24 protein-coding genes are annotated in these 25,382 nt (G+C 73.1%); 12 read left to right on the plus strand and 12 right to left on the minus strand.

The window, feature by feature from the left end; translation table 11 throughout:
* The first annotated feature begins 5 nt into the window (after nt 1-5).
* Nucleotides 6-800, plus strand: a complete 795-nt coding sequence (locus Actob_RS26840; protein ID WP_284914598.1) for a class I SAM-dependent methyltransferase — start codon at nt 6-8, stop codon at nt 798-800.
* A 101-nt stretch (nt 801-901) separates the two neighbouring features.
* On the opposite strand, the gene Actob_RS26845 is transcribed toward Actob_RS26840, so the two are convergent.
* Complete coding sequence (locus Actob_RS26845; RefSeq protein WP_284914599.1) at nt 902-1,624, minus strand: MBL fold metallo-hydrolase; 723 nt, start codon at nt 1,622-1,624, stop codon at nt 902-904.
* Between the two features lie 46 nt (nt 1,625-1,670).
* Between Actob_RS26845 and Actob_RS26850 the strand changes: the two genes are divergently transcribed.
* From Actob_RS26850 to Actob_RS26860, 3 genes are all read left to right on the plus strand, one after another.
* Nucleotides 1,671-2,267, plus strand: a complete 597-nt coding sequence (locus Actob_RS26850; RefSeq protein ID WP_407653398.1) for an ABATE domain-containing protein — start codon at nt 1,671-1,673, stop codon at nt 2,265-2,267.
* Between the two features lie 129 nt (nt 2,268-2,396).
* Nucleotides 2,397-3,197 carry an ammonia-dependent NAD(+) synthetase gene (gene nadE, locus Actob_RS26855; protein ID WP_284914601.1) on the plus strand — a complete coding sequence of 267 codons (801 nt, stop codon included), beginning with the start codon at nt 2,397-2,399 and terminating at the stop codon, nt 3,195-3,197.
* Between the two features lie 53 nt (nt 3,198-3,250).
* Nucleotides 3,251-6,076: a PAS domain S-box protein gene (locus Actob_RS26860; RefSeq protein WP_284914602.1), complete on the plus strand. Its 2,826-nt coding sequence runs from the start codon at nt 3,251-3,253 to the stop codon at nt 6,074-6,076.
* On the opposite strand, the gene Actob_RS26865 is transcribed toward Actob_RS26860, so the two are convergent.
* Nucleotides 6,036-7,976 (minus strand): LysM peptidoglycan-binding domain-containing protein, encoded by a 1,941-nt coding sequence (locus Actob_RS26865; protein ID WP_284914603.1) that lies wholly within the window; start codon nt 7,974-7,976, stop codon nt 6,036-6,038. The genes Actob_RS26860 and Actob_RS26865 overlap by 41 nt on opposite strands.
* Nucleotides 7,977-8,285: 309 nt before the next feature.
* On the opposite strand from Actob_RS26865, the gene Actob_RS26870 reads away from it, so the two are divergent.
* The 3 genes from Actob_RS26870 to Actob_RS26880 all read left to right on the plus strand — a co-directional run bounded on the left by Actob_RS26870 (nt 8,286) and on the right by Actob_RS26880 (nt 12,129).
* Nucleotides 8,286-10,091, plus strand: coding sequence for a right-handed parallel beta-helix repeat-containing protein (locus tag Actob_RS26870; protein WP_284914604.1), 1,806 nt, complete (start codon nt 8,286-8,288; stop codon nt 10,089-10,091).
* Nucleotides 10,092-10,305: 214 nt separating this feature from the next.
* Complete coding sequence (locus Actob_RS26875; RefSeq protein ID WP_284914605.1) at nt 10,306-11,103, plus strand: SDR family oxidoreductase; 798 nt, start codon at nt 10,306-10,308, stop codon at nt 11,101-11,103.
* Between the two features lie 9 nt (nt 11,104-11,112).
* Nucleotides 11,113-12,129, plus strand: a complete 1,017-nt coding sequence (locus Actob_RS26880) for a 5'-3' exonuclease (RefSeq protein ID WP_284914606.1) — start codon at nt 11,113-11,115, stop codon at nt 12,127-12,129.
* On the opposite strand, the gene Actob_RS26885 is transcribed toward Actob_RS26880, so the two are convergent.
* Together Actob_RS26885 and Actob_RS26890 are read right to left on the minus strand one after the other, a co-directional pair.
* Nucleotides 12,130-13,239, minus strand: a complete 1,110-nt coding sequence (locus Actob_RS26885) for a carboxylate-amine ligase (RefSeq protein ID WP_284914607.1) — start codon at nt 13,237-13,239, stop codon at nt 12,130-12,132.
* The gene (locus Actob_RS26890) at nt 13,212-13,490 is read right to left on the minus strand and encodes a hypothetical protein (RefSeq protein WP_284914608.1); all 279 of its coding nucleotides are present in this window, start codon (nt 13,488-13,490) and stop codon (nt 13,212-13,214) included. The genes Actob_RS26885 and Actob_RS26890 overlap by 28 nt, the downstream gene beginning before the upstream one ends.
* Nucleotides 13,491-13,600: 110 nt before the next feature.
* On the opposite strand from Actob_RS26890, the gene Actob_RS26895 reads away from it, so the two are divergent.
* Nucleotides 13,601-14,434, plus strand: a complete 834-nt coding sequence (locus Actob_RS26895; protein WP_284914609.1) for an alpha/beta fold hydrolase — start codon at nt 13,601-13,603, stop codon at nt 14,432-14,434.
* 3 nt (nt 14,435-14,437) lie between these two features.
* Here Actob_RS26895 and Actob_RS26900 read toward each other — a convergent pair whose 3' ends face one another.
* The gene (locus Actob_RS26900; RefSeq protein WP_284914610.1) at nt 14,438-15,961 is read right to left on the minus strand and encodes a fatty acyl-CoA synthetase; all 1,524 of its coding nucleotides are present in this window, start codon (nt 15,959-15,961) and stop codon (nt 14,438-14,440) included.
* A 108-nt stretch (nt 15,962-16,069) separates the two neighbouring features.
* Here Actob_RS26900 and Actob_RS26905 point away from each other — a divergent pair, with 108 nt between their 5' ends.
* Nucleotides 16,070-16,585, plus strand: coding sequence for a hypothetical protein (locus Actob_RS26905; protein WP_284914611.1), 516 nt, complete (start codon nt 16,070-16,072; stop codon nt 16,583-16,585).
* Between the two features lie 215 nt (nt 16,586-16,800).
* Complete coding sequence (locus tag Actob_RS26910) at nt 16,801-17,349, plus strand: hypothetical protein (protein WP_284914612.1); 549 nt, start codon at nt 16,801-16,803, stop codon at nt 17,347-17,349.
* A gap of 189 nt (nt 17,350-17,538) precedes the next feature.
* On the opposite strand, the gene Actob_RS26915 is transcribed toward Actob_RS26910, so the two are convergent.
* Nucleotides 17,539-18,492, minus strand: coding sequence for an ArsR/SmtB family transcription factor (locus Actob_RS26915; protein ID WP_284914613.1), 954 nt, complete (start codon nt 18,490-18,492; stop codon nt 17,539-17,541).
* A 55-nt stretch (nt 18,493-18,547) separates the two neighbouring features.
* Here Actob_RS26915 and Actob_RS26920 point away from each other — a divergent pair, with 55 nt between their 5' ends.
* Nucleotides 18,548-19,750 (plus strand): MFS transporter, encoded by a 1,203-nt coding sequence (locus Actob_RS26920; RefSeq protein WP_284914614.1) that lies wholly within the window; start codon nt 18,548-18,550, stop codon nt 19,748-19,750.
* Here the strand turns inward: Actob_RS26920 and Actob_RS26925 are convergent.
* The 5 genes from Actob_RS26925 to Actob_RS26945 form a co-directional block, all read right to left on the minus strand.
* On the minus strand, nt 19,739-20,509 hold the full coding sequence (locus Actob_RS26925) for an SIMPL domain-containing protein (RefSeq protein ID WP_284914615.1): 771 nt from the start codon (nt 20,507-20,509) through the stop codon (nt 19,739-19,741). The two genes, Actob_RS26920 and Actob_RS26925, sit on opposite strands and share 12 nt — an antisense overlap.
* A 78-nt stretch (nt 20,510-20,587) precedes the next feature.
* Nucleotides 20,588-21,079: a DUF3253 domain-containing protein gene (locus Actob_RS26930; RefSeq protein WP_284914616.1), complete on the minus strand. Its 492-nt coding sequence runs from the start codon at nt 21,077-21,079 to the stop codon at nt 20,588-20,590.
* 29 nt (nt 21,080-21,108) lie between these two features.
* Nucleotides 21,109-22,014, minus strand: coding sequence for a MerR family transcriptional regulator (locus Actob_RS26935; RefSeq protein WP_284914617.1), 906 nt, complete (start codon nt 22,012-22,014; stop codon nt 21,109-21,111).
* A 9-nt stretch (nt 22,015-22,023) separates the two neighbouring features.
* Entirely contained in the window at nt 22,024-23,283 is a 1,260-nt protein-coding gene (gene eno, locus Actob_RS26940; protein ID WP_284914618.1) for a phosphopyruvate hydratase, read from the minus strand.
* 35 nt (nt 23,284-23,318) lie between these two features.
* On the minus strand, nt 23,319-23,756 hold the full coding sequence (locus Actob_RS26945; RefSeq protein ID WP_284914619.1) for a PPOX class F420-dependent oxidoreductase: 438 nt from the start codon (nt 23,754-23,756) through the stop codon (nt 23,319-23,321).
* Nucleotides 23,757-23,923: 167 nt separating this feature from the next.
* On the opposite strand from Actob_RS26945, the gene Actob_RS26950 reads away from it, so the two are divergent.
* On the plus strand, nt 23,924-24,871 hold the full coding sequence (locus tag Actob_RS26950) for a hypothetical protein (protein ID WP_284914620.1): 948 nt from the start codon (nt 23,924-23,926) through the stop codon (nt 24,869-24,871).
* On the opposite strand, the gene Actob_RS26955 is transcribed toward Actob_RS26950, so the two are convergent.
* Nucleotides 24,841-25,335 (minus strand): MarR family winged helix-turn-helix transcriptional regulator, encoded by a 495-nt coding sequence (locus tag Actob_RS26955; RefSeq protein WP_284914621.1) that lies wholly within the window; start codon nt 25,333-25,335, stop codon nt 24,841-24,843. The two genes, Actob_RS26950 and Actob_RS26955, sit on opposite strands and share 31 nt — an antisense overlap.
* Nucleotides 25,336-25,382 lie beyond the last annotated feature (47 nt).

Consider the following 25,382-nt stretch of genomic DNA (forward strand, 5'->3'; position numbering starts at 1 on the left):
AGGACATGGAAACCACCGAGTACGCACTGGGGCGCACGCCCGCGGAATACGAACGGGTCCGGGCGCAGGCCCGGCTCTGGGAGCCGGACACCGCCCGGCTGCTCGACCGGCTCGGCGTCGGCGCCGGGGCCCGCTGCCTGGACGCCGGCTGCGGTCCGGGCGAGACAATGCGCCGGCTGGCCGAGCGGGTCGGCCCGACCGGCGAGGTGACCGGGATCGACCTGGACCCGGGGATGGCGGCGGCCGCCGAGTCCTACACCGGCTGCCGGGTGCTGCGGCACGACGTCACCAAGGACGAGCCACTGCCCGGCGGACCGTACGACCTGGTCTACGCGCGGTTGCTGCTGTTCCACACGCCGGATCGGGAGGCCGCGCTGGCCCGGTTGTGGGCGGCGGTGGCGCCCGGCGGGCATCTGCTGGTGCAGGACTACGACATGCGTACCGCGGGCGTCGTCCCGTCGCTGGGGATCGTCGAGCGGATGACCGGCCTGGTGATCGAGGCGTTCGGGGCGGCCGGGTGTGACGTGCGGGCCGGCAGCCGGTTGCCGTACCTGATGGCGCGCGCCGGGGTGGGCGCGCCGGACGGCACCGACGTGGCCGGCCGGCTCGTGCCGATGGCGGTCGGCACGCCGGTGCTGGAGAGCGTCTTCCGCAGCCTGCTGCCGGTCGCCGTCGCCAACGGGCTGATCACCCGGGCCGAGGCCGAGCGGTCGATCGAGGCCCTGCACGCCGAGGCCGCCGCGCACCCGGACCGTTCGGTGCTGCTGCCGCTGCTCAACGGGGCCTGGAAACGGCGATGAGCGAGGCTCGGGACGGGCCGGGGTCCGCGCCCTCCGAGGCCGCGACACCACCGAGGCGATCAACCCGGACGTCGATCGCCCGGCCGGCGCGCCGCCCCCGGTCAGCCGAGCTGGACGCGGTCCGCCAGCCCGGCCGCGGTGAACGCCTCGGCCAGCGCGTCCCGGCCCTCGGTGAAGTGCGCCCAGCTGTCGAAGTGCACCAGCACGATCTGCTCGGCGCCGAGGATCCGGGCGGCCTCGGCGGCCTGCTCGCTGTCCAGGGTGAGCAGCGCACCGTCGAACAGGCCGGTGCGCACCGCGCCCGCGAAGATCAGCGCGGTGCCGATCGGGCCGAACCGCCCGGCGATCTCCCGGACCCGCTCCAGCGACGCGTTGTCGCCGCTGACGTAAACCGAGGGCAGGCCTTCCCCGGTGAGAACGAAACCGGTCACCTCGCCGGTGATGGGCTCGCAGCCCTCGGGGCCGTGCCGGGCCGGGACGGCGGTCACCGTCACCGCGCCCAGCTTGATCGACTCCCACGGGGCCAGGCCGCGGGCGGTGCCGCCGAGCCGCTGGGCGCCGTCCGGCGTGGTCAGCGTCAGCGGGACCTCGGCGAGCAGGGCGCGGCCGGCGTCGTCGAGGTTGTCGGCGTGCTGATCGTGCGAGAGCAGGACCACGTCGATCGGCTCCGCCGGGCGGCCCGACGGCGGGGCGAGCTTGGTCAGCTTGGTGCCGCTCGGCGAGACGTAGTCGCCGGGCTGGTCGAACGTCGGGTCGGTGAGGAAGCGGAGGCCGCCGTACTCGAAAAGGGCTGTCGGGCCGCCGAACGTCTGCACAGTGATCATCGTCAACCTCACGGATAGATGTGTTGTCATTCGTGAGGCTAGGCGTTTGTCACGGATAAAAGCAAGCGGTAACGTGAGGTCCGTGATCGACGCCGCTCCGGGAGCCGACCGGCACCCCGGCCTGGACCTGGCCAACAGCCGCCTGGTCGCGCCCGGAAACCAGGTCACCGATCTGCTCGACGGTCCCGAGGCGGCCACCCGATGGCTGATCGATCGCGGACTCGCGCCGGCAGACGCCGTGCTCCAGGAGATCTGTGCGGGCCGGTTGCGCGCGATGCGGTCGCAGATCCGGGCGCTGCTCACCGCGCGGGTCGCCGGGGCCGCGCCGCCGGCCGAGGCGCTCGCGGCGGTCAACGCGGCGATGACCCGGGTGCCGACCGCCGCCGAGCTGCGCTGGGACCCGGTCCGCGGCCTGCACCGCGCCACCCCGCACCCGACCGACCAGGTGGTCGACCGGGCGCTCGGCACGCTCGCCGCCGACATCGCCGACCTGCTCACCGGCGCCGACGCGGACCGCCTGACGGCGTGCGACTCGCCGCCCTGCCGGCGCTTCCTGCTGCGCAGCGGCCGCCGGCAGTTCTGCTCGATCCGCTGCGGCGACCGCGCCCGGGCGGCCCGCGCCTACGCTCGCCGCCCCCGCTGACTCGCCGACGGTGTGTTGCCGGGGACGGCGTGCGCCGCCCGGGTCCCGATGGCACGCTGATCGGGAGGCCGCCGCCCGCCGCGGACCGGCCCGCCATCAACCGTTCATCACCTTCGACGGAGCCCGCCGATGATCGCTCAGGAACTGCACGTCAACCCCGTCTTCGACGCCGCCCAGGAGATCGAGCGCCGGGTCGCGTTCCTGGCCGAGGCGCTGACCAGCACCGGCACCCGCGCGCTGGTCCTCGGGATCAGCGGCGGCGTCGACTCGTCCACCGCCGGCCGGCTCTGCCAGCTGGCCGTCGACCGGGTCCGGGCGAGCGGGCACGACGCGGAGTTCATCGCGATGCGCCTCCCGTACGGCGTGCAGCACGACGAGCAGGACGCGCAGACCGCCCTCGCGTTCATCAAGCCGGACCGGGTGCTCACCGTCGACGTCAAGCCGGCCGCCGACGCCGCGCTGCGCAGCCTGCTCGACGCCGGGCTGACCACCCGGGACGAGGCCGAGCAGGACTTCATCCTGGGCAACATCAAGGCCCGGGAGCGGATGATCGCCCAGTACGCCGTCGCCTCCGCCACCCGGGGCCTGGTGATCGGCACGGACCACGCGGCCGAGGCGGTGACCGGCTTCTTCACCAAGCACGGGGACGGCGCGGCGGACCTGGTACCCCTGGAGGGTCTGACGAAGCGGCGGGTCCGCGCCGTCGCCGCGGCCCTGGGCGCGCCGGACTCGCTGGTCAAGAAGATGCCGACGGCGGACCTGGAGACGCTGCGGCCCGGCATCGCCGACGAGGAGGTGCTCGGCTTCTCCTACGACCAGATCGACGATTTCCTGGAGGGCGAGCCGGTGCCGTCGGCGGTGGTCCGCGCGATCGAGGAGCGTTTCCGGCTGACCGCCCACAAGCGTGCCCTCCCCCGCGGCCCGCACTGAGCCCAACGGCGGATCGGGCTCACGGTTCGCGGGAAGCGGCCGATGGGTGCGATATGAGTGTGGGGTTCCGGGAGCGGCTGGACAGCCAGTCTCTGGAGCTGCTCGCGGACGCCTTCGGCCGCAGCCCGGTGCCCAAGCTCGTGCTCGGTCTGGACCCGCGGCAGTACTGCCGGTTCCATACCGTCAACGACGCCTTCTGCGAGCTGGCCGGTTACCGCGCTGACGAGCTGATCGGCCGGTCCTTCCTGATGGTGCTGGACGAGGGGCCCGGTCCGGTGCTGGCCGCGTTCGCGTCGATGGTGCGCGGCGAGCGGGACGTGGTCGCGATGGAGCGGGTGCTGGTCCGCAAGGACGGCGCGCGGGTCCGGGTGGTCACCCAGAACGTGCTGGTCCGGGACCGGGCCGGCCGGCCGTTCCTGGTGGCCGAGGTGGTGGCGGGCGGCAGCCGCCCGGCCCCGGCCGCCGGTGCGGCTCCGGACCGGGAGATGGCCCGGCTGCGCCGGATCCTGGCGGTGCAGCGCGCGGTCACCGCGGCGGCCACCGACCGGGACTCGGCGGTGCGGGCGGTCGCCGATCAGGTGGTCGAGTTGTTCCCGGCGGCCGACGGGGCAGCGGTGGAACTGGTCGAGGGCGATCAACTGACCTACGTCGCGACCGCCGGGACGCTGGCCCCGTTCGCCGGCACCCGGATCCCGCGCACCGGGTCGCTGAGCGGCATCGCGCTGAGCACCGACGCCCCGGCGCACTGCCCGGACACCGGTCACGACCCGCGGGTCGACCGGGGCATGTGCGAGCGGCTCGGGATCGGCGCCATGCTGCTCGCCCCGCTGCACGCGGAGAACCACGTGGTCGGTGTGCTCAAGGTGTCGGCCGGCACCGCGCACGTCTTCGACGACACCGACGAGCAGCAGCTCGCCCTGCTCGCCGAGAGCCTCAGCGCGGCTCTGCAGCACGCCGACGACGCCACCCGCAACGCCGAGCTGCTCGCCGAGCGCACCCGGGCGCTCACCGAGCTGTCGATCAGCGAGCAGCGGTTCCGGCTGGCCTTCGACAACTCGCCGCTCGGCCTCACGCTGTGCAGCCTGCGGCCCGCCGACTTCGGACGGTATCTGCAGGCCAGCCCGGCGATGACGACGATCACCGGGTACACCCCGGCCGAGCTGACCGGGATGACCTTCGCCGACCTCACCCACCCGGACGACCTGCCGGGCACCCGCGATCACGCCCGCCGGTTGCTCGCCGGCGAGCTCGACGCGGTCAGCCTGGAGCGCCGCTACCTGCACAAGGACGGGCACGTCATCTGGGTGACGCTGCGCGTCGCGGTGGTCCGCGACGAGCGCGGCGAGGCCCAGTACGCGGTGGTCCAGGTCGAAGACGTCACAGCGGCCCGCGAGGCGGACGCCCAGCTGCGCCGCTCGGCCCGGTTGTTCGAGCTGATCCCGGCCGCTGTCATCGTCCGCGACCTGGACGGCACGATCCGCTGGTGGAACGACGGCGCGACCCACCTGTACGGCTGGCCGCTGACCGCGGCGGCCGGCAAGTCCGCCCACCGGTTGCTGCACACCACTTTCCCGTACGCGGGGGGCGCCGCCGAGCAGGAGGAGGCGCTGCGCCGCGACGGCTACTGGAACGGCCACCTGGACCACATCACGGCGGACGGGCGTACCGTCAATGTCCTGAGCCGACAGGTGCTGCACCACCCGGACCCGGACCACGCGCAGGTCCTCGAGGTGAACTCGGACGTGACGGCGGCCCGGGTCGCGGAGCAGGCGCTCGCCGAGAGCGAGGCGCGGTTGCGCGCGCAGTTCGCCAACACCGGCGTCGGCCAGGTCATCTCGGCGCTGGACGGCACCCTGATCAGCGCGAACCGGGCGTACGCCGCGATGATCGGCCGCACCCCGGAGGAACTGGTCGGGCGGCACGACCACGACCTGGTGCACCCGGACGACCTGGTCGTGCGGCGGCGGCTGCTGGCCGGCCTGTTCGCCGGGGACAGCGACGCGTACACCACCGAGGTGCGGCTGGCGCACGCCGACGGGCACTGGGTGCCTGTCGAGTGGACGATCTCACTGGTCCGCGACCCGGGCGGGCATCCGAAGCTGATGGTCGGGGTGCTCACCGACATCACCGCGCGGCGCGCCGCCGAGCAGGCCCGGGACGCGGCAGCCGCCGCCCTCGCCGAGCGCAACACCCAGCTGGAGGCCGCCAACCAGCTGAAGCTCGACATCATCGGGATGCTCGGGCACGAGATCGGCAACCCGCTCACCTCGATCCGCGGCAACGCCGAGATCCTCACCGACGACTGGGCGGCACTCTCCGACGAGCGCCGCGGCCGGGCCATCGACGCGATCGCCAGGCAGGCCGGCCGGCTGGACGAGATCGTCCGGGAGGTGCTCGCCATGGTGACCATCGAGACCGGCACGATTCGCGCGGACCGGCGGCTGCTGCGCGTACGCGAGGAGATCGGCCGGGCGCTGTGGGCTGTCGACGGCGCCGAGTCGGTACCGGTCGACGGCCCGGACGCGCCGGTGCTCTGCCACCCCGGGCACCTGCAGCAGATCCTGGTCAACCTGCTCTCCAACGCCCGCAAGTACGGCGGCGGCGCCACCGCGGTCCGGGTGTCACACCCACCGGGCCTGGTGGAGATCACGGTCGAGGACGACGGTCCCGGTGTCCCGGAGGAGTTCCGGGACCGTCTCTTCGAGCGGCTGGCCCGCGCCGACCGGGACGCCGCCGCTGTCAACGGCACCGGCCTGGGCCTGTACATCGTGCGCGGGCTGGCCCAGGCCAATCACGGCGACATCCGCCACGAGCCGAATCCGGCCGGTGGCTCCCGGTTCATCCTTTCGCTGGAATCACCAGGGTCTGCCCCGGAGTGATGCGGTCCGGGTCGTCGATCACGTCCCGGTTCGCCTTGAAGATCGCCGGCCACTTCGCGGCGCTGCCCAGCTGCGCCTTCGCGATGCCGCTCAGGGTGTCGCCCTTCTTCACGGTGTAGAGCTTCGGGATCGTGCCGACCGGCTTGGTGGGCGGCAGGACGAGCACCTGACCGGGAACGATCTGGTTGGGGTTGCGGATGGTCGCCCGGTTCAGCAGGTAGATCTGCGGCCACCGGTCGGCGTCCCCGAGCTGCGCCTTGGCGATGCCGCTGAGCGTGTCGCCCTTCTTCACCTTGTAGGTGCGCGGCGGCGGCACCTTGCCGGGCAGCACGCCGGCGAAGCGCAGCAGGTCGGCCAGCTCGAAGGTGCCCTCCTTGGCGGCCGGCAGGTGCGGTTTCCACCCGGCCTGCCGCAGGATCGAGTCCTGGCTGCGCCGGACCAGGCCGATCAGCACCTCGGCGACCAGCGTGCTGCCGACCGGGCCGAGCCGCTGCCCGTTGTGGAAGTGCGCCGCCTCGGCCAGCACGTAGTACCAGAGCGGGGTCCGCGACTCGAAGCCGCCGGCGGTCACCGCGGCGGCCTGCGCCGGGCCCACCGCCGCGATGATCTCGTCCTTGCTGAGCACCGGCAGGTCGAGCAGCTGGGCCACGGCCTGGCCGGTGGGCAGCCGCATCCGGTAACCGCGCAGCAGGTTGCGCACCGGCAGCCGGGCCGCGTCGGGCGGCGTCTCGGTCGTCCCGGCCAGCGTCTGCAGCGCGAACAGCGCCTGGTCGTCCTTGGTGGCGATGTTGGTGTCGAGCCGGCGGGCGTTCGACACGTTCGGCCCGGTGCCGGTGAGGTTCTCCCACTCGATGATCCAGTTCTCCGGGACCGTCTTGTTGGCCGGGCCGCCCACCTCGCCGCTGAGCGCGGTGAAGGTGAACAGCAGCTGCAGGCTGGCCGGCACCCCGCCGTGCAGGTTGAAGTTGAGGTTGAAGTTGTAGGCGGCGCGGACCATCGTGTGCCCGATCCGGTAACCGGCGAAGGAGAACTCCAGCGGCATCCGGAACGGCTCGGCGGCCGGGTTGAACCAGCGGTTGCCGTGGTTGACGATGTCGTCCACGACGGCCGGCTCGGCGATCCGCTTGAGGAAGTCGTGCACCACGATGTGCTGGTAGTGCTGGCGCAACGTGCGGCTCGCGTCGTTGAACGACAGCCCCTGGGCGACCAGCGCGTTGTGCGCCTTGAGGAAGGCGACGTGCAGCTGGGCGACGATCAGGTTCTCGTCGTTGCGCGGGTCGCCGATCAGGGCGGCCCGGTCGTGCTCGATGTCGCCGGGCGCGGCGGGCTCGCGGGGTAGGTCGTTGTCGTCGGTCTTGCCCGGCGGCCGCTTGAACGGCGGCTGCGAGTTGTTCTTGAGCGTGGTGACGGTGCCCAGCTTCATCTTCGCGGCGTTCTTCGGATCGCGGGGAGCGGGCGCGCCGTAGACGCTGTCCAGGTCCAGGTTGCCGGTCCGGATGTTGCGGACGGCGCCGCGGATGTCGGCCAGCGACAGCGGCGTCATGCTGTCGGCGAGCAGCTCGGCCACCGTCGCGGAGCCGGACTCCAGGGTGATGTCGTGGTCGACGAACTGCCCGAAGTAGGTGTACGCCGCCGGGATCGGGCTGTCCGCGCCGGGCGTGTCGACGTCGACCATGCTGGCGCCGAGCTTCTTGAGCAGGTCGGGCATGGTGGCGGTCTGCGGCAGCAGGTTCGCGTCGTCCTCCTGCAACGTGGGGAACAGGAAGTCGAAGCTGTGCGTGTCGATCGGTGTGGTGAGCGCGAATCGGGCCGGCGACTGCGCGGTGAACTGGGCGAGGTCGCCAGCGGCCTGGTTGAGTTCCTCTTCGGTGACCATCCGTCCGTGCAGGAGACGTGGCATGGGGCCGTTCCCCTTCCCCGTGAGAAGTAGTGGCATTGACCTGCGACGATCCTGGCCACCATAGGCCCGGTCACCCGGGCGAGTGAGTCGGAAACCAGACAAAAATCGTGATCAGGATATTCACGACGATCCGCCGGGCCGCCGATTCTGCAACAAACCTGCAAATGAGAATCGTTGACGCGCGTCTCGTGACGGTGAGAGATTCGAATGCGTCCCCGAAACCGCCGGCTCGCCATCCCCATTTGTTGCCGCAAATAAAGCGACCCGCGAATTGCCGGCGGCATCTCTTTGTGCAAGGAGATAAATCGCATGGCACCATCCGTACGCGCACGCCGGTTGGCCGGTGCGAGCGCGCTGATCACCCTGGTCATGGCGGGTCTCGCGGTGGCCGTGGGCACCGCCGAGGCGGCCACCCTGTTCAGTGCCGACTTCGAGTCCGGATCGGCGAGTGGCTGGTCGAAATCGGGCGGCACCTGGTCGATCGTCACCGACGGCAGCAAGGTGTTGCAGCAGTCCGACACCGGTAGTGAGCGGGCCCGCGAATTCGGTGGCACCACCTCCTGGACGAATTATTCGGTGCAGGCGCGGGTCAAGGCGACGGCGTTCGGCTCCAGCAGCGGGGTGGTGGCGCTCACCGCCCGGGCGGCCGGAGCCACCAAGATGTACCGGCTGTCGCTGACCGCCGCCGGCCGGGTGCAGCTGGAGGCGATGAACGGCAGCAGCGTCACGGTGCTCGCCGGCCGCGCACAGACCGTCTCGACCAGCACGTTCTACACGCTGCGGCTGACCGTCGACGGCAGCACGATCAGTGGCTCGATCGACGGCACCAGCGTCGGATCGGCCACCGACTCGACGATCACCGCCGGGCGGATCGGGCTGCTCACCGAGTACGCGTCCGGCCGCTTCGACGACGTCGTGGTGGACGACGGCGGCAGCACCACGCCGACCAGCTCGCCGACGGCGGGACCCAGCTCGCCCAGCCCGTCCACATCGCCCAGCCCGTCCACGTCGACCAGCACCCCGCCGGTCACCGGGGCGCTCTACGTGTCGCCGAGCGGCACCGACGGCGCGGCCGGCACCCCGTCGGCGCCCACCACGCTCCCCTCGGCGATCAGCCGGATCGGCGCGGGCGGCACCATCTACCTGCGCGGCGGGACCTACTCGTACGCGCAGACGGTGAGCATCGCGCCCGGCAACAACGGAACGTCGGGCGCGCCGAAGACGATCTCGGCGTACCCCGGCGAGGTTCCGGTGCTGAACTTCTCGGCGCAGAGCGAGGACCCGGCGGCCCGCGGGCTCGTGGTGAACGGCAACTACTGGCACCTGTACGGCATCGTGGTCGAACGCGCCGGCGACAACGGCATCTTCGTCGGTGGCAGCAACAACGTCATCGAGCGCGCGGTGACCCGGTTCAACCGGGACAGCGGCCTGCAGATCTCCCGGATCGCGTCGGACACGCCGAAGGCGCAGTGGCCGTCGAACAACCTGATCCTCACCTCGGAATCGCACGACAACGCCGACTCGGACGGGGAGGACGCCGACGGGTTCGCCGCGAAACTGACCGTCGGCACCGGCAACGTGTTCCGCTACACGGTGTCGCACCACAACATCGACGACGGCTGGGACCTGTACACCAAGACCGACACCGGGGCGATCGGGCCGGTCACCATCGAGGACTCGCTCTCCTACGACAACGGCACGCTGACCGACGGCTCGCAGGCCGGCGCCGGTGACCGCAACGGCTACAAGCTGGGTGGCGAGGACATCGCGGTGAACCACGTGGTGCGGCGCAGCATCGCCTACCACAACGGCAAGCACGGGTTCACCTACAACAGCAACCCGGGCTCGCTGACCGTCTCGAACAACCTGAGCATCGACAACGGACAGCGCAACTTCAACTTCGACGCCGGCACCTCGGTGTTCCGCAACAACACGTCCTGCCGGTTCAGCAGCGGCACCAACGACCGGATCGTCGGCGACGCGGACAGCTCCAACCAGTTCTGGTCCGGTACCAACGGCTCCCGCTGCGCCACCTACAGCGGGGCCCTGGCCTGGTCGTTCTCCTCCAGCGGCGCGCTGCTGGTGACGATCGGCGGCCGGCCGGTGTCGCTGTAGTCCGACGCGACGGCCGGGCCGGCGCGAGCCTCGCGCCGGCCCGGCCGGTCAGCCCGTCCTCGCCGGCAGGTCGACGACCTGGCCGGCCGGCGGCGCCCCGATCTCCGGGAAGTCCGCGCCGAACCCGGTGAACATCACGGTGTCGGCGCCCTGGCCGCCCATCTTCACGCGTGGATCTTTCCATGCGTGCCGTGACACCCGTTATCTTGCTCGGATGGAACGCACCGCCCTCGTCACCGGAGCATCCTCGGGCATCGGCCTGGCCACCGCGGCCGCCCTGGTCGCCCGGGGCTATCGCGTGCTCGGCACCAGCCGGCACCCCGACGCGATCGAGAAGAAGGTGGCCGGGGTCGAGTACCTGCCGCTGGACCTGACCTCCGACGAGTCGATCGAGGCGCTCGCGGAACCGCTGCGGGGCGTCGACGTGCTGGTCAACAACGCCGGGGAGAGCCAGTCCGGGCCGTTCGAGGAGCTGCCGATGGACGCGCTGCGCCGGCTCTTCCAGGTGAACGTGCTGGGTCCGGTGCGGCTGGCCCAGCTGGCGCTGCCCGGCATGCGGGAGCGGCGGTACGGCCGGGTGGTGATGGTCGGCTCGATGCTGGCGTCGTTCCCGCTCGCCTACCGCTCCTCCTACGTCGCCACCAAGGCCGCGATCAAGGGTTTCGCGAACGGCGCCCGGCACGAGTACTCGCCGTACGGGGTGTGGCTGACCACCGTCGAACCCGGCTCGATCAACACCGGCATCAGCGAGCGCCGCACCAGGTATCTCGCCGAGGACTCGCCGCACCGGGCCGACTTCCAGCGGATGCTCGCCGCGCTCGACCGCAACGAGAAGGCGGGCGTGTCCGCCGACCGGGTCGCGGCCACCGTCGTCACCGCTGTCGAGGCCGGCCGGCCCCGCCAACGGTACGCGGTGGGCAGCAACGCCCCGTTCGTCTTCGCCCTGCGCCGGGTGGTACCCGCCGGGCTGGTGGAGAAGATCACTCACCGTAAGCACGACCTGAGCCGGTAAGCTTCTCGGGTGCTGCGTACGGGTGGGTTGTTGCTGGTCCTCGACGGGAACAGCCTGCTGCACCGGGCGTACCACGCCAGTGACGGCTCGCCGGAGCCGGCGCCCGCGCTGCGCGGCCTCGTCGGCTACCTGGCGCGCGCCGCCGCCCACCTGCGCCCGGACGCGGTGCTGGTCGGCTTCGACTGCCCGCTGGACTCGGCCCGGCGCACCGATCACCCGGACTACAAGGCGCACCGCCCGGCGAAACCGGCCGAGCTGACCCGCCAGCTGGCGATCGCCCCCGACCTGTTGCGGGCCGCCGGGGTCGGCACTGTCGTCCCGCCGGCCTACGAGGCGGACGACGTGCTGGCCAGCAGCGCGACGCTGGCCCGGGAGCGGGGCTGGCGCTCGGTGCTGATGACCAGCGACCGGGACGCGTTCGCGCTGATCGACGAGAACACCTCGGTGCTGCGGGTCCGCAACGGTGGCTTCGACCGGTCGGTGCTGGTCGACCACGAGTCGCTGCCCGCGATGTACGGGGTGCATCCGTGGCAGTACACGGATTTCGCGGCGCTGCGCGGGGACCCGTCCGACAACCTGCCCGGGGTGCGGCGGTTCGGGGCACGGACGGCGGCCCGGTTGCTCGCGGCGTTCGGGTCGGTGGACGCGGCGTTCGAGGCGGGTGCCGATGCCGTACGCGAAGTCGTCGGCGAGCTCGCCGCGGCGGCCCTGAGCGAACCCGCGGCCCGGGTGATCGTCGATCGCAACCGCGGCCTGATGCGGATGCGGCGGGACCTGCCGGTCCCCAGCCCGGACTCGGCCCGGCTGCCGCTGGACTACCTGGTGCTCCGCCGCGCCCTGCGCGAACACGGCATCAATCTGGGGCCGTCGCTGTGGGCGCTGACCGGCGGCGACGCGCCGAGCATCCCGGCCCAGGCGGAACCGGAGCCGGAGCCCGCCTGGGCCGCCGTGCTGCAGCCGCGCGTCCTGCGCGGGTCGATGTCCGGTCGTCGCGATCCGACGCCGGGCCAGACCGCCCTCTTCTGATCAGTCGGTGGCCGCGGCCGCCAGCCGGTCCAGCATCCCGGACAGGCCGGCCCCGGCCAGCAGGCGGCGCTGCCGCGCGGCGCCGGTGCCCTCCCGGGCGACCCGGTCCAGCCCGGCCGTGACCAGGTCGAGGTCACCGTGCCGGCGCAGCGCCGGGCCGATCCGGTCGACCAGCTCGGCGACCGCGTCCCAGGCCGGCCGTGCCCGGCCGGTGACCGGATCCAGCAGGGTGCCGTCCAGCCCGGTCCGGGCCGCGTTCCAGTGCGCCGCGCCGAGCAGCACGTCCGGCACCACCGGTGCCGGGGTGCCCCGCTCCGCCGCCCGCGCCGCGGTGTCCACCAGGCCCCGGACCAGCGCCGCGACCAGCACGGTGTCGGCCGCCTGCGGGCAGACGTCGGCGATCCGGACCTCCACCGTCGGGAACGACGCCGACGGGCGGGCCCACCAGAGCACCATGGTGTCGTCCATCATCGCGCCGGAGGCGATGAGCGCCTCGACCGTCCGGCGATAGTCCGCGGCCGACCGCAGGTGCGGCCACGGCCCCAGGCTCGGCCAGCGTTCCAGCTGCACGCATCGCCAGCTCGCGCAGCCGGTGTCGGCGCCCTCGAAGACCGGCGAGTTCGCCGCCAGGGCCTGGATGATCGGCAGGTCGCCGCGCAGCCGGGTGCAGACCTCCACCGCGAGGTCCTCGTCCGGCACGCCGACGTGCACGTGGCAGCCGCACACCGAGGGGTCACCGGCGATCGGCCCGTAGTGCCCGGTGATCGCCCGGAACCGGGGGTCGTCGGCCGGCTCCGGGAACCGCTCGGCGACCGGGGTGGCGCCGATCGGCACCAGCACCGCGCCGGCCCCGTGCGCCGCCTCGGCCACGCTGCGCCGGTTCGCCAGCAACTGGCCGGTGAGCTCGGTGGTGGCGGTGCAGACGCCGGTGACCATCTCGACCATGCTGGGCCGGAACTCGCGCCGGCTGCGCCGCCGGACCGGCTCGGGCAGGCCGGCCAGCACCTTCTCGGCGACCGGCAGGTTCTCCCCGGTGTTCGGGTCGAGCAGCAGGAACTCCTCCTCGACGCCGACGGTGAGCGCTACGGCCGCGGCGCGGTCCGGGTCCACGAGCGCTCCCCCCGTCGAGTGGTCGCCGCCACGCAGCGCGGGCAGATGTGGCGCACCTGGTCCGCAGCGGTCACCTGGTCGGTCCGCCGGAAGTCGAACCGCACGTGCGGGAACCGCCGCAGCCGGGTCCGGCTGAGCGCCAGCCCGCACAGCGTCTGGTTGAGCCCGGGCGTCCACGCGTGCACCTCGCCACCCGGTTGCCGGACGCCGTCGTCGTCGACCCACTCACTCGATGCCGCCACCGATGCCATGGTGGCCGCTTGCCCACCGTGGCCCGGGATACACCTGTTCCGCACCGGCCGGGCGCTGGCGACGGCGCGGACCGATTGCTAGCCTCGCGGTGACGAACGGGGGCTCGCCCATGCGCAACGTCACGCTCTCCGCCGGCACCGTCGAGTACGACGACACCGGCGGCGACGGCCCGGTACTCGTCTTCCTCACCGGCATCTTCGTCGGCGTGACCCTCTGGCGCCACGTCGTGGCCGACCTGCGGACCGGCCACCGCTGCCTCGCCCTGGAGCTGCCGCTCGGCGCGCACCGCGTCCCGATGAACCCGGACGCCGACCTCAGCGCCCCCGGCCTGGCCCGGCTGGTCGCCGAGTTCCTCGACCGGCTCGACCTGCGCGACGTCACGCTGGTCGGCTGCGACTGGGGCGGCGCGCAACTGGTCGCCGCGCACGGCCTCGGCAAACGCCTGGCCCGCCTGGTGCTGCTGCCGCAGGAGTCGTTCGAGAACTATCCGCCCGGCCTGCCCGGCCGCACCCTGTACCTGTCGTCGAAGGTGCCGGGCGCGACCTTCCTGGCCTTGCAGGCGCTGCGGATCCGCGGCCTGCGCCGCGCGCCGACGAACTTCGGTCTGATGTCGAAACGCCCGGTCCCGCACGACGTCATGGACGCCTGGTTGCGGCCGTCCCTGACGTCCGGCGCGATCCGGCGAGACCTGCGCGGCTATTTGCGTACGACGCGGCGCGCCGAATACACGGATGCTGCCGCCCGGTTGTCCACCTTCGACCGCCCAGCGCTCGTGCTCTGGGCGCCGGAGTCGACGATGATGGTCCCGGCGAACGGGGCCCGGCTGGCGCAGGCGCTTCCGCGGGGCCGCCTGATCGAGGTCCCGGACAGTTACACCCTGATGCCGGAGGACCAGCCGCGGGCCTGCGCCACCCACATCCGGGAGTTCGTCGCCGGCACCTGACAGTCACACCTCGGGCCGGCCGACCGCCGAGGCGGTACCGCCGAACCGCTGGCGCAGTTCCCGTTTGAGCAGCTTGCCGGAGGGATTCTTGGGCAGGGCCGGGACCAGGTGCACCGCCTTGGGCACCTTGTGCGCGGAGAGCCGCTGCCTGGCGAAAGCGATCAACTCGGCTTCGGTCACCTCGCCGCGCGGCACCACCACCGCGGTGATCGCCTCGATCCAGCGCGGGTCGGGCAGCCCCACCACCGCTACCTCGGCGACCCCGGGATGGGTGTAGAAGACGTCCTCGACCTCGCGCGAGGCGACCAGGACACCGCCGGTGTTCACCACGTCCTTGATCCGGTCGACGACGAACAGATAACCCTCCTCGTCGACCCGCACCAGGTCGCCGGAGTGGAACCAGCCGCCGGTGAACGCCTCGGCGGACTCCGCCGGCTTGCCCCAGTAGCCCCGGCACAGCTGCGGCGACCGGTAGACGACCTCGCCCAGCGCCACGTCGTTCATCTCGGTGTCGACGACACGCGCCTCGACGAAGAGCACCGGCCGGCCGATCGAATCCGGTCGTTCGGCGTGCTCGTCCGGCCGCAGCACGGTGGCCAGCGGGCCGATCTCGGACTGACCGAAGCAGTTGTAGAAGCCCACCTCGGGCAGCAGCTCCTGCCATTTCCGCAGGACCGGCACCGGCATGATGGAGGCGCCGTAGTACGCCTTGCGCAGGCTGCTCAGGTCGGCCTCGGCCACCGCCGGATTATTGCCGAGCCCGACCCAGACGGTGGGCGGCAGGAACAGCGAGGTGATCCCGTCGCGCGGCACCCGGCGCAGGATCTCGTCGGCGACCGGCGCCTCGATCAGGTGGTTGGTCATCCCGACGGCCAGGCCCGGCATCAGGAACACGTGCATCTGCGCCGAGTGGTACAGCGGCAGCGCGTGCAGCGGCACGTCGTCCGGCCGCAGGTCGAGGGCCGCGACACAGGACGCGTACTCGTGGACCAGCGCCCGGTGGGTCAGCATCGCGCCCTTCGGCTGCGAGGTGGTCCCGCTCGTGTAGAGCAGCTGCACCAGGTCGTCGTCGGCGACCCCGTCCTCGTGATGCACCGGGCCGTCCGGATCTCCCGCCCAGGCCAGCACGTCGTGCAGGGTCCGGCGCGGCAGCCCGGCGAGTTCCTCCTCGATCGCGTCGAGCACGGCGGCGAGCGCCACGTCACCGAAGACGGCGGCGGGCTCCGACTGGGTGAGCAGGTACGCCAGCTCACCACCGGTGGTGTTGAAGTTGACCGGCACGTGCACCAGGCCGGCCCGGGCGCAGCCGAGGAAGAGCAGCAGGTAGGCGTCGGAGTTCTTGCCGTACGCCGCCACCCGGTCGCCGTGGGACAGCCCGAGCGCGAGCAGCCCGGCGGCCACCCGGCCGGCCGCGGTGTCCAGCTCGGCGTAGGTCCACGACCGGTCACCGAAGGTCAGCGCCACCCGGGCCGGGGTGCGTCGCGCGCTGCGCTCGATGATCCGTCCGACGGTGCTGGGTTGATCCATGACTCACCCTGCCCCGCGATCGGGCGCCCGCACAAGCCCTCGGCCGGCGGCCCGGGACCATCGGTGATCGCGTATGCTCCGGCGAACTTGATCTTGAGGGCGGGGCGCGTGCATCCGGTGCTGGCATTCCTGATCCGTTACGGCCTCGCCGCGACGGCCGCCTGGGCGACCTTCGTCGCCGAGGCGGTGCTGCTGCTCGCCGGCCTGCTCGCCTGGTCGTTAGGGACCGATCAGGGCATCGGCAGCCCACTGGGCGGGCCGCTGCTGGTGCTCGGGGCGGCGGTCCTCGGGGCCGGCGCGGCAGCCGCCGTCTGCGTGCCGGCCACCATCGCGGGCGAGCTCACCGCGCGCGGCCGGCACTGGGTGCTGCTGCCGCTGACCGCGGTGGGCGCTGTCGCGGTGCTGCTCGCGCTGATCGAGACCGCCATCGTGGCGCTCGCCGGGCCGGCCCCGGCACCGGTCCTGGTGAGCTGGCTGGCCGGGTGGGGTCTGCTGCTGGCCGGGGTGGCGCCGGCGACGCTGGTCTGCGCCGGCGCGAGCGCCGGCGTGGGGCGGCTGCTCGCCCGGCGGGAGCGGCGACGCGCCGCCCGGGCCGCCCTGCTCCCCGCCGTCCACTGGCGATAGGCATCCCGACCCAGCCGGATCGACCTCAGTCGAGGTGGCCGGTGAGGTAGGTCAGGGCGGCCGCGGCGTCGCCACCCTCGCCCTGCCGCCGGCGGAAATCGGCGGCAAAACCGGCCAGGGCGGCGAGGGGTCGTGAATGCGGCGGTCGTGCGGGGTGACCGGGTCGGCACCGATAACCGCTGGCGCGCGGACGGGCCGGCACGCCAGGGTAAGCCGTGATCACCATTCAGCGGATCCGGGTGCGGTGGAGCGCGGCGGCCCGTGGCGCGCCGCAGGCGAACGCCCGCCGGGGCCGGTGTGGCCCGGCGCCGCTTCCGGCGTCCACGCCCGCCGATCGCCTGATCGTCCACGATGTGCTCGCCGATGAGGCTGACCACTACGTGGCTCGTCACCGCGTGGTCGGCGGTGACCTCGATCGGGCCGGCGACCTCGATCTCTGGCTGTCCGGCCGGGATGCGACGCTGATCGTCGACCGGTTGCCGGGCAGAGCCGCCCATCCGAGGCAGAGCGGCCCCGCTCGTCTCTTCGTGCTCGGGCCGGGCGAGGTCGGCCGCTACCGGGCGAACTTCCGGTTCACCCACACCACCTGCCCGTGCGATCCGAGCTGGTATTACGAGGACTGGCTGGTGCTCGTCGCCAACGGCGAGATGCCCGCCGACGGGTTCCTCGCCCGCCGCCCCGACCACGACGTGGACCACCGCGTCCACCTTTACGGCGGATCGAGACGGCCGGGCCGGCGGCGATCCGGTCACCGCACCGGCTGACCGGTCCGCACGGGCCGGCCCGCCCGGTCAGGCGCGGCGGGTCATGGACCGCACCGGCTGACCGGTCCGCACGGGCCGGCCCGCCGGGTCAGGCGCGGCGGGTCCAACCCGGCGGGTCATGGGTGGCTATTCCGGGCGCGCTGCCGGGCCGCGTCGACTGCCGCTGGTGTCCGCACGGTCCCGATCCTCTCAGCCGGCCAGGAGGCGGTCGGCGAGGTCCGAACGCCGATAGAGGACGGACCGCCCGTGCCGCGCGCTGACCAGCAGCCCACCGGCCCGCAACGCCCGCAGGTGCTGGTTGACAGCGGTCACCGTCACGCCGAGCCGGGCGGCCAGCTCGGTGGACGACGCCGGGGTGGCCAGCTGCACCAGCAGGCCCGCCCGATGCGTGCCGAGCAGGCCGGCCAGCGCGCCCGGCGCGGGCAGCGGCTGCGGCTCCCACAGCGTGCCCAGCCCGCGCGCCAGGTAGATGACCATCGGGGGCTCGGCGGGCAGGATCGGGGCCGAGGCGCTGCTGGTCCACATCGACGGGACCAGTGTCAGCCCGCCGGCCGCCGGCCGCGTGTAGTGCACCTGCGACCGGACGTGCACCTCCACCGTGTCCCCGCGCAGCCGCACCCGGCCGGCCAGCCCGGCGAACATCGCGGCCAGCCCGTGCTGCGCGATCTCCCGCCCGCGGAAGGTGACGTCGCCTTCGAGCAGCGCCCGCATCCGCGACCAGTGCGGTGCGAAACACGCCTCCCAGTATCCGGTCAACGCGTCCAGGATGCGGTCCAGGACATCAGCGCCGCGCAGCGGCGCCGGCAGTCTCCCGGGTCCGTGCAGCAGCCGCAGGTCACGATCGACAACCCCGTTTCCGGTACGCCGGATCGCCGCCAGCTCGTCCGCCAGTCGCGTCAGCGGCGACCACGGCCGGGGTGTCAGGAAGTCGGGCGTCCACAGGTCGTCGTTGACCAGGCAGTCCAGCAGCTCGGCGTCGAGCCGCCCGCGCACCCGCCGCATCTCGCGGATCCACGGCAGGTGCAGCGGGTACCGGCCCGGATCCCGCCACGCGTGCAGCGACAGCACCAGCTCGTTGAGCGGCGAGATCGCGAACCGCACGCCGCCCAGGTCCGGCCCGTCGAGCCGATAGCGCACCACCATGAAGCAGAACGCTACATCGCTGGTGACCGCCGCCCGCGGCTGACAGAACTGGCGGGTGACCCTCACTGCCACACGACTCACCGGCCGCAGCCCGGTGGAGCGTGCCCTGACCCTGTCCATCGCCGCGGCCTCGCTGGCCAAGGGCGTGCTGTTCGGGGTCAGCGCGCTCTTCTTCACCACCGTGATCGGGCTGTCCCCGGCCATCGTCGGCATCGGCCTGACGGTCGCCGGGGTGGCCGGGATGGCCGCCGCCTTCGGGTCCGGCCACCTCGCCGACCGGGTCGGGGCGCAGCCGGTTCTGGTCGCCGCCACCGTCGTCCAGTCGGTGGCCCTGGCGGCGTACTGCTCGGCCGGCTCGGCGCTCACCTTCACGCTGATCGCCGGCGCCGCGGCCGGCGCGCAGGGCGCCCAGCGCACCGCCCAGGCCACCCTGCTCGCGGTGCACTTCACCGGCCCGGACCGGGTCACCGTGCGGGCCCGGCTGCGGGTGGTCACCAACGTGTTCGTCGGCGTCGGCTCGGCGCTCGCGGCCACCGCCCTGGCCGCCGGCACCCCGGCCGCCTACGTGATCGCCATGCTCGCCGCGTCCGCCCTGGTCCTGGGCTCGGCCATGCCACTGCGCGGCCGCTTCGCGCCGCCCGCCCCGGCTCCGGCACGGCCCGCCGCGACGCCGCCGGGCCGCTCCCCGCTGCGCGATCTCCGGTACGTCGGCATCGCCGCCCTCTACGGCGTGCTCACCATCCAGTTCGGGCTGCTCACCGTCGGGATGCCACTGTGGGTCACACTGCACACGCGGGCGCCGGCCACCGTCGTCGCGCTGCTGCTGGTGCTGAACACGGTGCTGGTCGCGGTGTTCCAGGTGCCGGCGGCGCGCCTGGTCAGCGGCGTGCGGGCGGCCGGGCGTACGGTAGTCGTGTCCTCCGGTTTCCTGGTGTTGACCTGCCTTTTCTACGCCGGCGCGGGACCGGTGCCGAGGCTCGCCGCGATCGGGCTGCTGCTGCTCGCGGTGGTGGCGGCCAGCGTCGCGGAAGTGCTCTCCGAGGCGGGCGCCTGGTCGCTGGCCTTCGACCTCGCCGACGCGCGCCAGCCGGGCGCCTACCAGGGCATCAGCCAGACCGGTTTCGCGGCCGGCGGCATGCTCGCGCCCGCGGTGGTCACCTCGACGGCGATCGCCCACGGCACGCCGGGCTGGCTGCTGCTCGCCGCCGTGTTCCTGGCGGCCGGCGCCGGCACCTACGGGCTGGCGTCACACCGCTGACCGGGCCGGCTGCGGGCCGAGCGCCCATTCGACGGTGACGGTCACCGCGAGCTGCTGCCGGCCCGGCTCGACGGGCATCGCCGCGTCCGCCGCCGGCACGCTGTACTGCACCGCCGAGCCTCGGTAGCTGGGCGTCTCCTCGCTGACCCGGAGGACCCGGCCGAGCGGGCGACCGGCCTCGCGGGCGTACAGGTCGGCTTTGGCGCGGGCGTCGGCGAACGCCTTGCGGCGCGCCTCGACGAGCAGCGCGGTGTCGTTCTCGATGGCGAACGACATCCCGTTCAGCCGTGCCGCGTCACCGCCCGCCGTGACGGCAGCGGAGATCGTCGCGCCGGCCGCCCCCAGGTTCCGGATCTTCGCGGTGAGCCCGTGGGTCACCGTGTAACCGGTGATCTCGTTGTGCTCGTTGCGCTTCACGCTCACGCTGACGTCCGAGGTCTGCATGTCGGCCTTGGCCACCCCGCCGCGGACGAGCGCGTCGCGCATCCGGGTGGCCGCCGCGGCGGCGCGGTCCAGGGCCTCGGCGACCGTGCCGGCGGTCGCCTCGACAGCCAGGTTGGCGGTCAGCGTGTCGGGCTCGCCGAACACCTCGCCCGTGCCGGTGACCAGCACGCTCTCCCAGGCGGGACGGTCGGCCGCCACGGTTGCCGCGGTACCGGCCGAGGCGGCTGCCGGGCCGGCCGGCAGGAGCGAGGACGAGGGCACCGCCAGAGCCAGCAGAGCGACGACGGCCGGTACGGTGACGCGTGATTTGCTCATTTTCCTACCCTTTGCAGCGCTCCGTTTCCTCCCATCTAATGCGGAATCACCGGGCCTTGCCCCATAATCCGGGGAATCTCACCAGCCGGCGCCGCGAGCGAGGCGGACCGGCCCGGTCGCGGTGGCCACGTCGACGTCGGCGCCGCGCTGCCGGACGACGATGGTCCCCTCCCCCGCGAGTTCGGCGGCCACCTCCCGGACGACGCCCATCAGGTCACGCCACGAGGCACCGCCGACGACCCGGGCCGCCTCGCTCGGGCAGATGCTGCTGTCGGCGTGGCGGTGCCGCAGCAGCGCCCTGATGGTCGCGGCCAGCCGCACCCGCCGGCCCTCGGGGGTCGGCTCCCACCACGGTTCGCCGCGCTCGCCCAGCGCCACCTTGGCGTCCCGCACCCGCGGACGGGCCGCGCCCGGGTCGCCGCGGACCAGCCGGCGGGCCGCCATCAGCTCGTCGACCAGTTCCTGACGCAGCGGCTCCGGGATGGTCGGATCGGTGGCCCGCCATCGCCGCCCGGCAACGATCAGGTAGCGGCCGTCCGCCGTCAGCGTGCCGTCGTCTCGCGAGCCCATGCGGCAATCGTTCCCGCGATCGGCCCGGATCAGTCCCGGTTTCCGTCCCTGACCGCCTTCCTGGTGAGCCAGGACATCACGTCCATGGCGTGCGACGGCGGGTCCGGGATCGGGTGGAAGACGTGCTCGACCACGTCGTCCGACACGATGAGCGTGAGGCGGTCGTAGAGCACCAGGTCGCCCGAGGCCAGGGTGGGCAGGCCGGTGGCGGCGGCCAGGGTCAGCTTCGGGTCGGGGATCAAGGGGTACGGCAACCGCAGCCGATGCGCCAGCTCCCGCTGGTACCCGGTCGACTGCGCCGACAGCCCGTAGACCCGGGAGGCGCCGGCGGCCAGCAGCTCCGCGTGGTGGTCGCGCAGCCAGATCGCCTGGTCGGTGCTGCCCCGGGCGCCGTGCACCTCGAGCAGCCCGCGGGGCAGGTCGACGCCGGGCCGGCCGGTGAGCGGGTAGACGAAGATGACCGTCCGGCCCGGCCCGAGCGCGGCCAGGTCCACCGGCCGCCCGTCGCTGGCGTAGAACCGCAATGCCGGCAGCCCCGTGCCGACCAGGCCGGCCAGGCCGGCGCCACCGGACGGGACGCCGGTCACCACCGACCGGGCCGCCTCGTCGATCCGGGCGTTGAGCGCGTCCCGCTGCGCGGTCAGCTCCCCGATCCGCCGCTGCAGCCCGGTCACCGTGCTCCGGAACGTCGCCAGGGTCGCGGCACACACGTCCTCGGTGCCGTCGGCGATCGACTCGACGAACGGGCGGGTCTCCTCGACGGCCAGCCCGAGCGCCATCAGCTCACGGATCTGGGCGACCTGGCGCTCGGCGATCGGGTCGTACTCCCGGTAACCGTTGCTCAGGCGCCGGGGCACCACCAGGCCCACCGACTCGTAATACCGCAGCGCCCGGATCGTCGTCCCGGTCCGGCGCGCCAGCTCACCCACCCGCATGCGCAGACCCTAAACCCGGACCCTCAGGTACGGGTCAAGCGTGGCCCGCTCCCCCAGCTCCTCCTCGATCCGGATCAGCTGGTTGTACTTGGCCGTCCGGTCACTGCGGGACAGCGAGCCGGTCTTGATCTGCCCGCACCCGGTGGCCACCGCCAGGTCGGCGATCGTGGTGTCCTCGGTCTCCCCGGAGCGGTGCGACATCACCACCCGGTAACCGGCGGCCCGCGCGGTGCCTACCGTGGCCAGGGTCTCGGTCAGCGTGCCGATCTGGTTCACCTTGATCAGGATGGCGTTGCCGACGCCGTCCGCGATGCCCTGCCGGAGCAGCGCCTCGTTGGTGCAGAACACGTCGTCGCCGACCAGCTGGCAGCGCCCGCCGATGGCCCGGGTGAGCGCGACCCAGCCGGCGTGGTCGTCCTGCGCCACCCCGTCCTCGATCGACACGATCGGGAACGCGTCGACCAGCCCGGCCAGGTAGGCGACGTGCTCGCCCGGATCCCGGTGCAGGTAGCGCCCGCCCTGGTAGAACTCCGAGGCGGCCGGGTCGAGCGCGATCGCCACGTCGGCGCCGGGCCGGTACCCGGTCGCCGCGATCGCCTCGGTCACGAACGTCAGCGCCTCCTCGGCGGTCCGCAGGTCCGGGGCGAAGCCGCCCTCGTCGCCCACGTTGGTGTTCTGCCCGGCCGCACGCAGCGCGCCGCGCAGCGCGTGGAAAACCTCCGACCCCATGCGTACGGCCTCGGCGAACGTCCCCGCGCCCACCGGGACGATCATGAACTCCTGGAAGTCGAGCGGATTGTCGGCGTGCGCCCCGCCGTTCACGATGTTCATCAGCGGCATCGGCAGCAGGGTGGCGTCCGCTCCGCCGAGGTATCGATACAGCGGTTGCCCGGCACTGCCGGCCGCGGCCCGGACCAGCGCCAGCGAGACGCCGAGCGTGGCGTTGGCGCCGAGCCGCGACTTGTCAGCGGTCCCGTCCAGCTCGATCAGCACCCGGTCGGCACCGGCCTGGTCGGTGGCGTCGTGTCCCTTCAGCGCCGCGGCGATCTCGGTGTTGACCGCCTCGACCGCCCGCCGCACCCCCTTGCCGTGGTACCGCCCGGGATCGCCGTCCCGCAGCTCGACCGCCTCCCGGGTACCGGTCGAGGCCCCGGACGGCACTGCCGCCCGCCCCCTGGTCCCGTCCGCCAGCACCACGTCGACCTCGACGGTCGGGTTTCCGCGGCTGTCGATGATTTCCCGGGCGTGCACACTGCTGATCGCGTTCATGCGACGGACGCTAAACCCGTACCTCCGGGTACAGGTCAATCGAACTGGAGCGACTGTCCGTAGACGTGCGTCACCTTGAGGGCCAGCAGCACCCGGCGGTCGGCGACCATCACCGCGCGGTACTCGTCCCAGTCCGAGTGCTCCCCGGCGGCCCGCCGGTAGTAGTCGACCAGCGCCTCGACCTCCGGGCCGTGCGGGTCGTCGCCGGGCCCGATGAGCGTGGCGTCACCGTCAGCGGTGGCCCAGGCCCGGCCGTCGGCGCTGGTCACCTGGATCGAGGCGCGCGGGTCGCGGCGCAGGTTCGCGGTCTTGGCCCGGCCCTCGGTCATCGAGACGTAGATCGTCCCCTCGGCCCGGTCGTAGAACGGCAGGATCGGGGACAACTGCGGACGCCCGTCCCGCCGGATCGTGGCGAGAATGCCGAGCCGGCTCTCCGCGATCAGGGCGTGCGGGTCGAATGCGGTGGTCGTCATGACTGTCGCCAAGTCCCTTCCGGTCACCGGTATTCCGGAATCCGACCGGTCGCCGCGCGCTCGCGGCACCGGTTCGACACGGCATCCTGACCGTCTTGCGCCGCGGGGACCGCGGCTGAACCGCGAATCCGGCGCCGCCGCGGCATCGGCGCGGATAGCCTCGGGCGGTGTATTTCGTCTATCGGTCGCACTACGAGGGGCCGCTGAGCAAGCTGGTGCGGCGCCTGCCCGATGCCACGGTGCTCGACTGGTTCCGGCGGCACTGGGCGCGGAACGAGCACTCCGGAATGATCGCGGCCGAGCTGGGCGCCGACGTCCACGGCCTGCGCACCATCTTCGACGCGGCCCGTGAGCACCGGCTGCCGCGCCCGGAGACGACTGATCAGTTACGGGCGCTGCTGCACCGGCACCTGCACGTCGAGGGCGACACCGACTACATCCGGATGGACGAGCACAGCCTGCGGGTGCGTACCGACGACGGCGTGGTGGAGCTGGCCTACTACTTCCTGGACGACCGGGTCGTGGCCACCGCCGCGGACCGGCTCGCCTACCTGCTGCACGAGTCCTGGCCGCTGCCCGACGACGCGGAGAAGGAGCCGCCGGGCCCGCCGACGACGTACGCCACCTTCCTCACCTACTACGACGGCGCCAGCCTGGAGTGCGCCGACCAGGTGGTCTTCCCCGGCATCGAGCTGGCCGAGCTGGCCGCCCACCTGCCGGGCGCGGCGCGCCGGAGCTGGCCGCCGGAGCTGCGGGTGCTCGCCGCCCTGCGCGCGCCGGGCGAGACGGCCCTGCTGCCCGCCCTGCGCCGGGCGAACCTGTGGCCGGGCTTCGGCCGCGGCGCCGGCGATCCCTGGCCCGACGACCTGGACGCCCTGGACGACCCACACCGGGCGGCCCTGTCCCGGATCGGCGACCCGGTGTTCGATGCCGGTCGCCGCCCGGACGCCTCGCTAATCCAGGTCGGTGGTCACCTGGCCCAGATGGCGATGCACTGCAGCGACACTCTCGGCTTCCAGCAGTGGTACCTGTTCGACAGCCTGTGGGTCGCCTCGCACCCCGACCTGGCCGCCTCGCTCACCCATTACGCCACCGACTGGGATCCCCTGTCCTGATCCGGCTCCCGGCGTCCGCCCCGGCGACGGGCGCCGCGGGCGTCGACGTTGTCCGCCATCGCGGTCAGCAGGCCGGGCAGCCCGGCCAGGGCCGGGGCGGGCAGGCCGGCCACGGTCTCCTCGGCCAGCTCACACCACAGTCGCCTGACCTGCTCGGCCAGGGCTCGCCCGCGGTCGGTCAGCTCCACGACGCTGGCTCGCTTGTCGGCGGGCGCGGCGGTGCGACGCAGGTGGCCGGAGGCTTCCAGCTTGCGGGTCATCAGCGTGACGCTCGGCGGCTCGACGTTGAGCGCCTGGCTGAGCTGCGCCTGGATCATCGGACCGGTACGGGCCAGTTCGAGCACCACCGCCTCCTGGCCCGGGTGCAGGCCGAGCGGCACCAGCAGCTCCGCGATCCGGGCTCGGTGACGCAGGCTCAGCAGGCGGATCGCCTGGTTGACGGCGTCGGCTTGGTCGAAGTCCACTGCCGCTCCTCCCTTGACGGGATTCGTTATGCGGATAACGTTATGCG

Source organism: Actinoplanes oblitus (assembly GCF_030252345.1).
GTDB classification, from domain to species: domain Bacteria; phylum Actinomycetota; class Actinomycetes; order Mycobacteriales; family Micromonosporaceae; genus Actinoplanes; species Actinoplanes oblitus.

What these genes read in the sequence shown, in the direction of transcription:
- Actob_RS26840 (WP_284914598.1), top strand. Translation starts at nt 6, where the DNA reads ATGGAAACCACCGAGTACGCACTGGGGCGCACGCCCGCGGAATACGAA.
- Actob_RS26845 (WP_284914599.1), bottom strand. Translation starts at nt 1,624, where the DNA reads ATGATCACTGTGCAGACGTTCGGCGGCCCGACAGCCCTTTTCGAGTAC.
- nadE (WP_284914601.1), top strand. Translation starts at nt 2,397, where the DNA reads ATGATCGCTCAGGAACTGCACGTCAACCCCGTCTTCGACGCCGCCCAG.
- Actob_RS26860 (WP_284914602.1), top strand. Translation starts at nt 3,251, where the DNA reads ATGAGTGTGGGGTTCCGGGAGCGGCTGGACAGCCAGTCTCTGGAGCTG.
- Actob_RS26865 (WP_284914603.1), bottom strand. Translation starts at nt 7,976, where the DNA reads ATGCCACGTCTCCTGCACGGACGGATGGTCACCGAAGAGGAACTCAAC.
- Actob_RS26870 (WP_284914604.1), top strand. Translation starts at nt 8,286, where the DNA reads ATGGCACCATCCGTACGCGCACGCCGGTTGGCCGGTGCGAGCGCGCTG.
- Actob_RS26875 (WP_284914605.1), top strand. Translation starts at nt 10,306, where the DNA reads ATGGAACGCACCGCCCTCGTCACCGGAGCATCCTCGGGCATCGGCCTG.
- Actob_RS26890 (WP_284914608.1), bottom strand. Translation starts at nt 13,490, where the DNA reads ATGGCATCGGTGGCGGCATCGAGTGAGTGGGTCGACGACGACGGCGTC.
- Actob_RS26895 (WP_284914609.1), top strand. Translation starts at nt 13,601, where the DNA reads ATGCGCAACGTCACGCTCTCCGCCGGCACCGTCGAGTACGACGACACC.
- Actob_RS26900 (WP_284914610.1), bottom strand. Translation starts at nt 15,961, where the DNA reads ATGGATCAACCCAGCACCGTCGGACGGATCATCGAGCGCAGCGCGCGA.
- Actob_RS26915 (WP_284914613.1), bottom strand. Translation starts at nt 18,492, where the DNA reads ATGGTGGTGCGCTATCGGCTCGACGGGCCGGACCTGGGCGGCGTGCGG.
- Actob_RS26925 (WP_284914615.1), bottom strand. Translation starts at nt 20,509, where the DNA reads ATGAGCAAATCACGCGTCACCGTACCGGCCGTCGTCGCTCTGCTGGCT.
- Actob_RS26930 (WP_284914616.1), bottom strand. Translation starts at nt 21,079, where the DNA reads ATGGGCTCGCGAGACGACGGCACGCTGACGGCGGACGGCCGCTACCTG.
- Actob_RS26935 (WP_284914617.1), bottom strand. Translation starts at nt 22,014, where the DNA reads ATGCGGGTGGGTGAGCTGGCGCGCCGGACCGGGACGACGATCCGGGCG.
- eno (WP_284914618.1), bottom strand. Translation starts at nt 23,283, where the DNA reads ATGAACGCGATCAGCAGTGTGCACGCCCGGGAAATCATCGACAGCCGC.
- Actob_RS26945 (WP_284914619.1), bottom strand. Translation starts at nt 23,756, where the DNA reads ATGACGACCACCGCATTCGACCCGCACGCCCTGATCGCGGAGAGCCGG.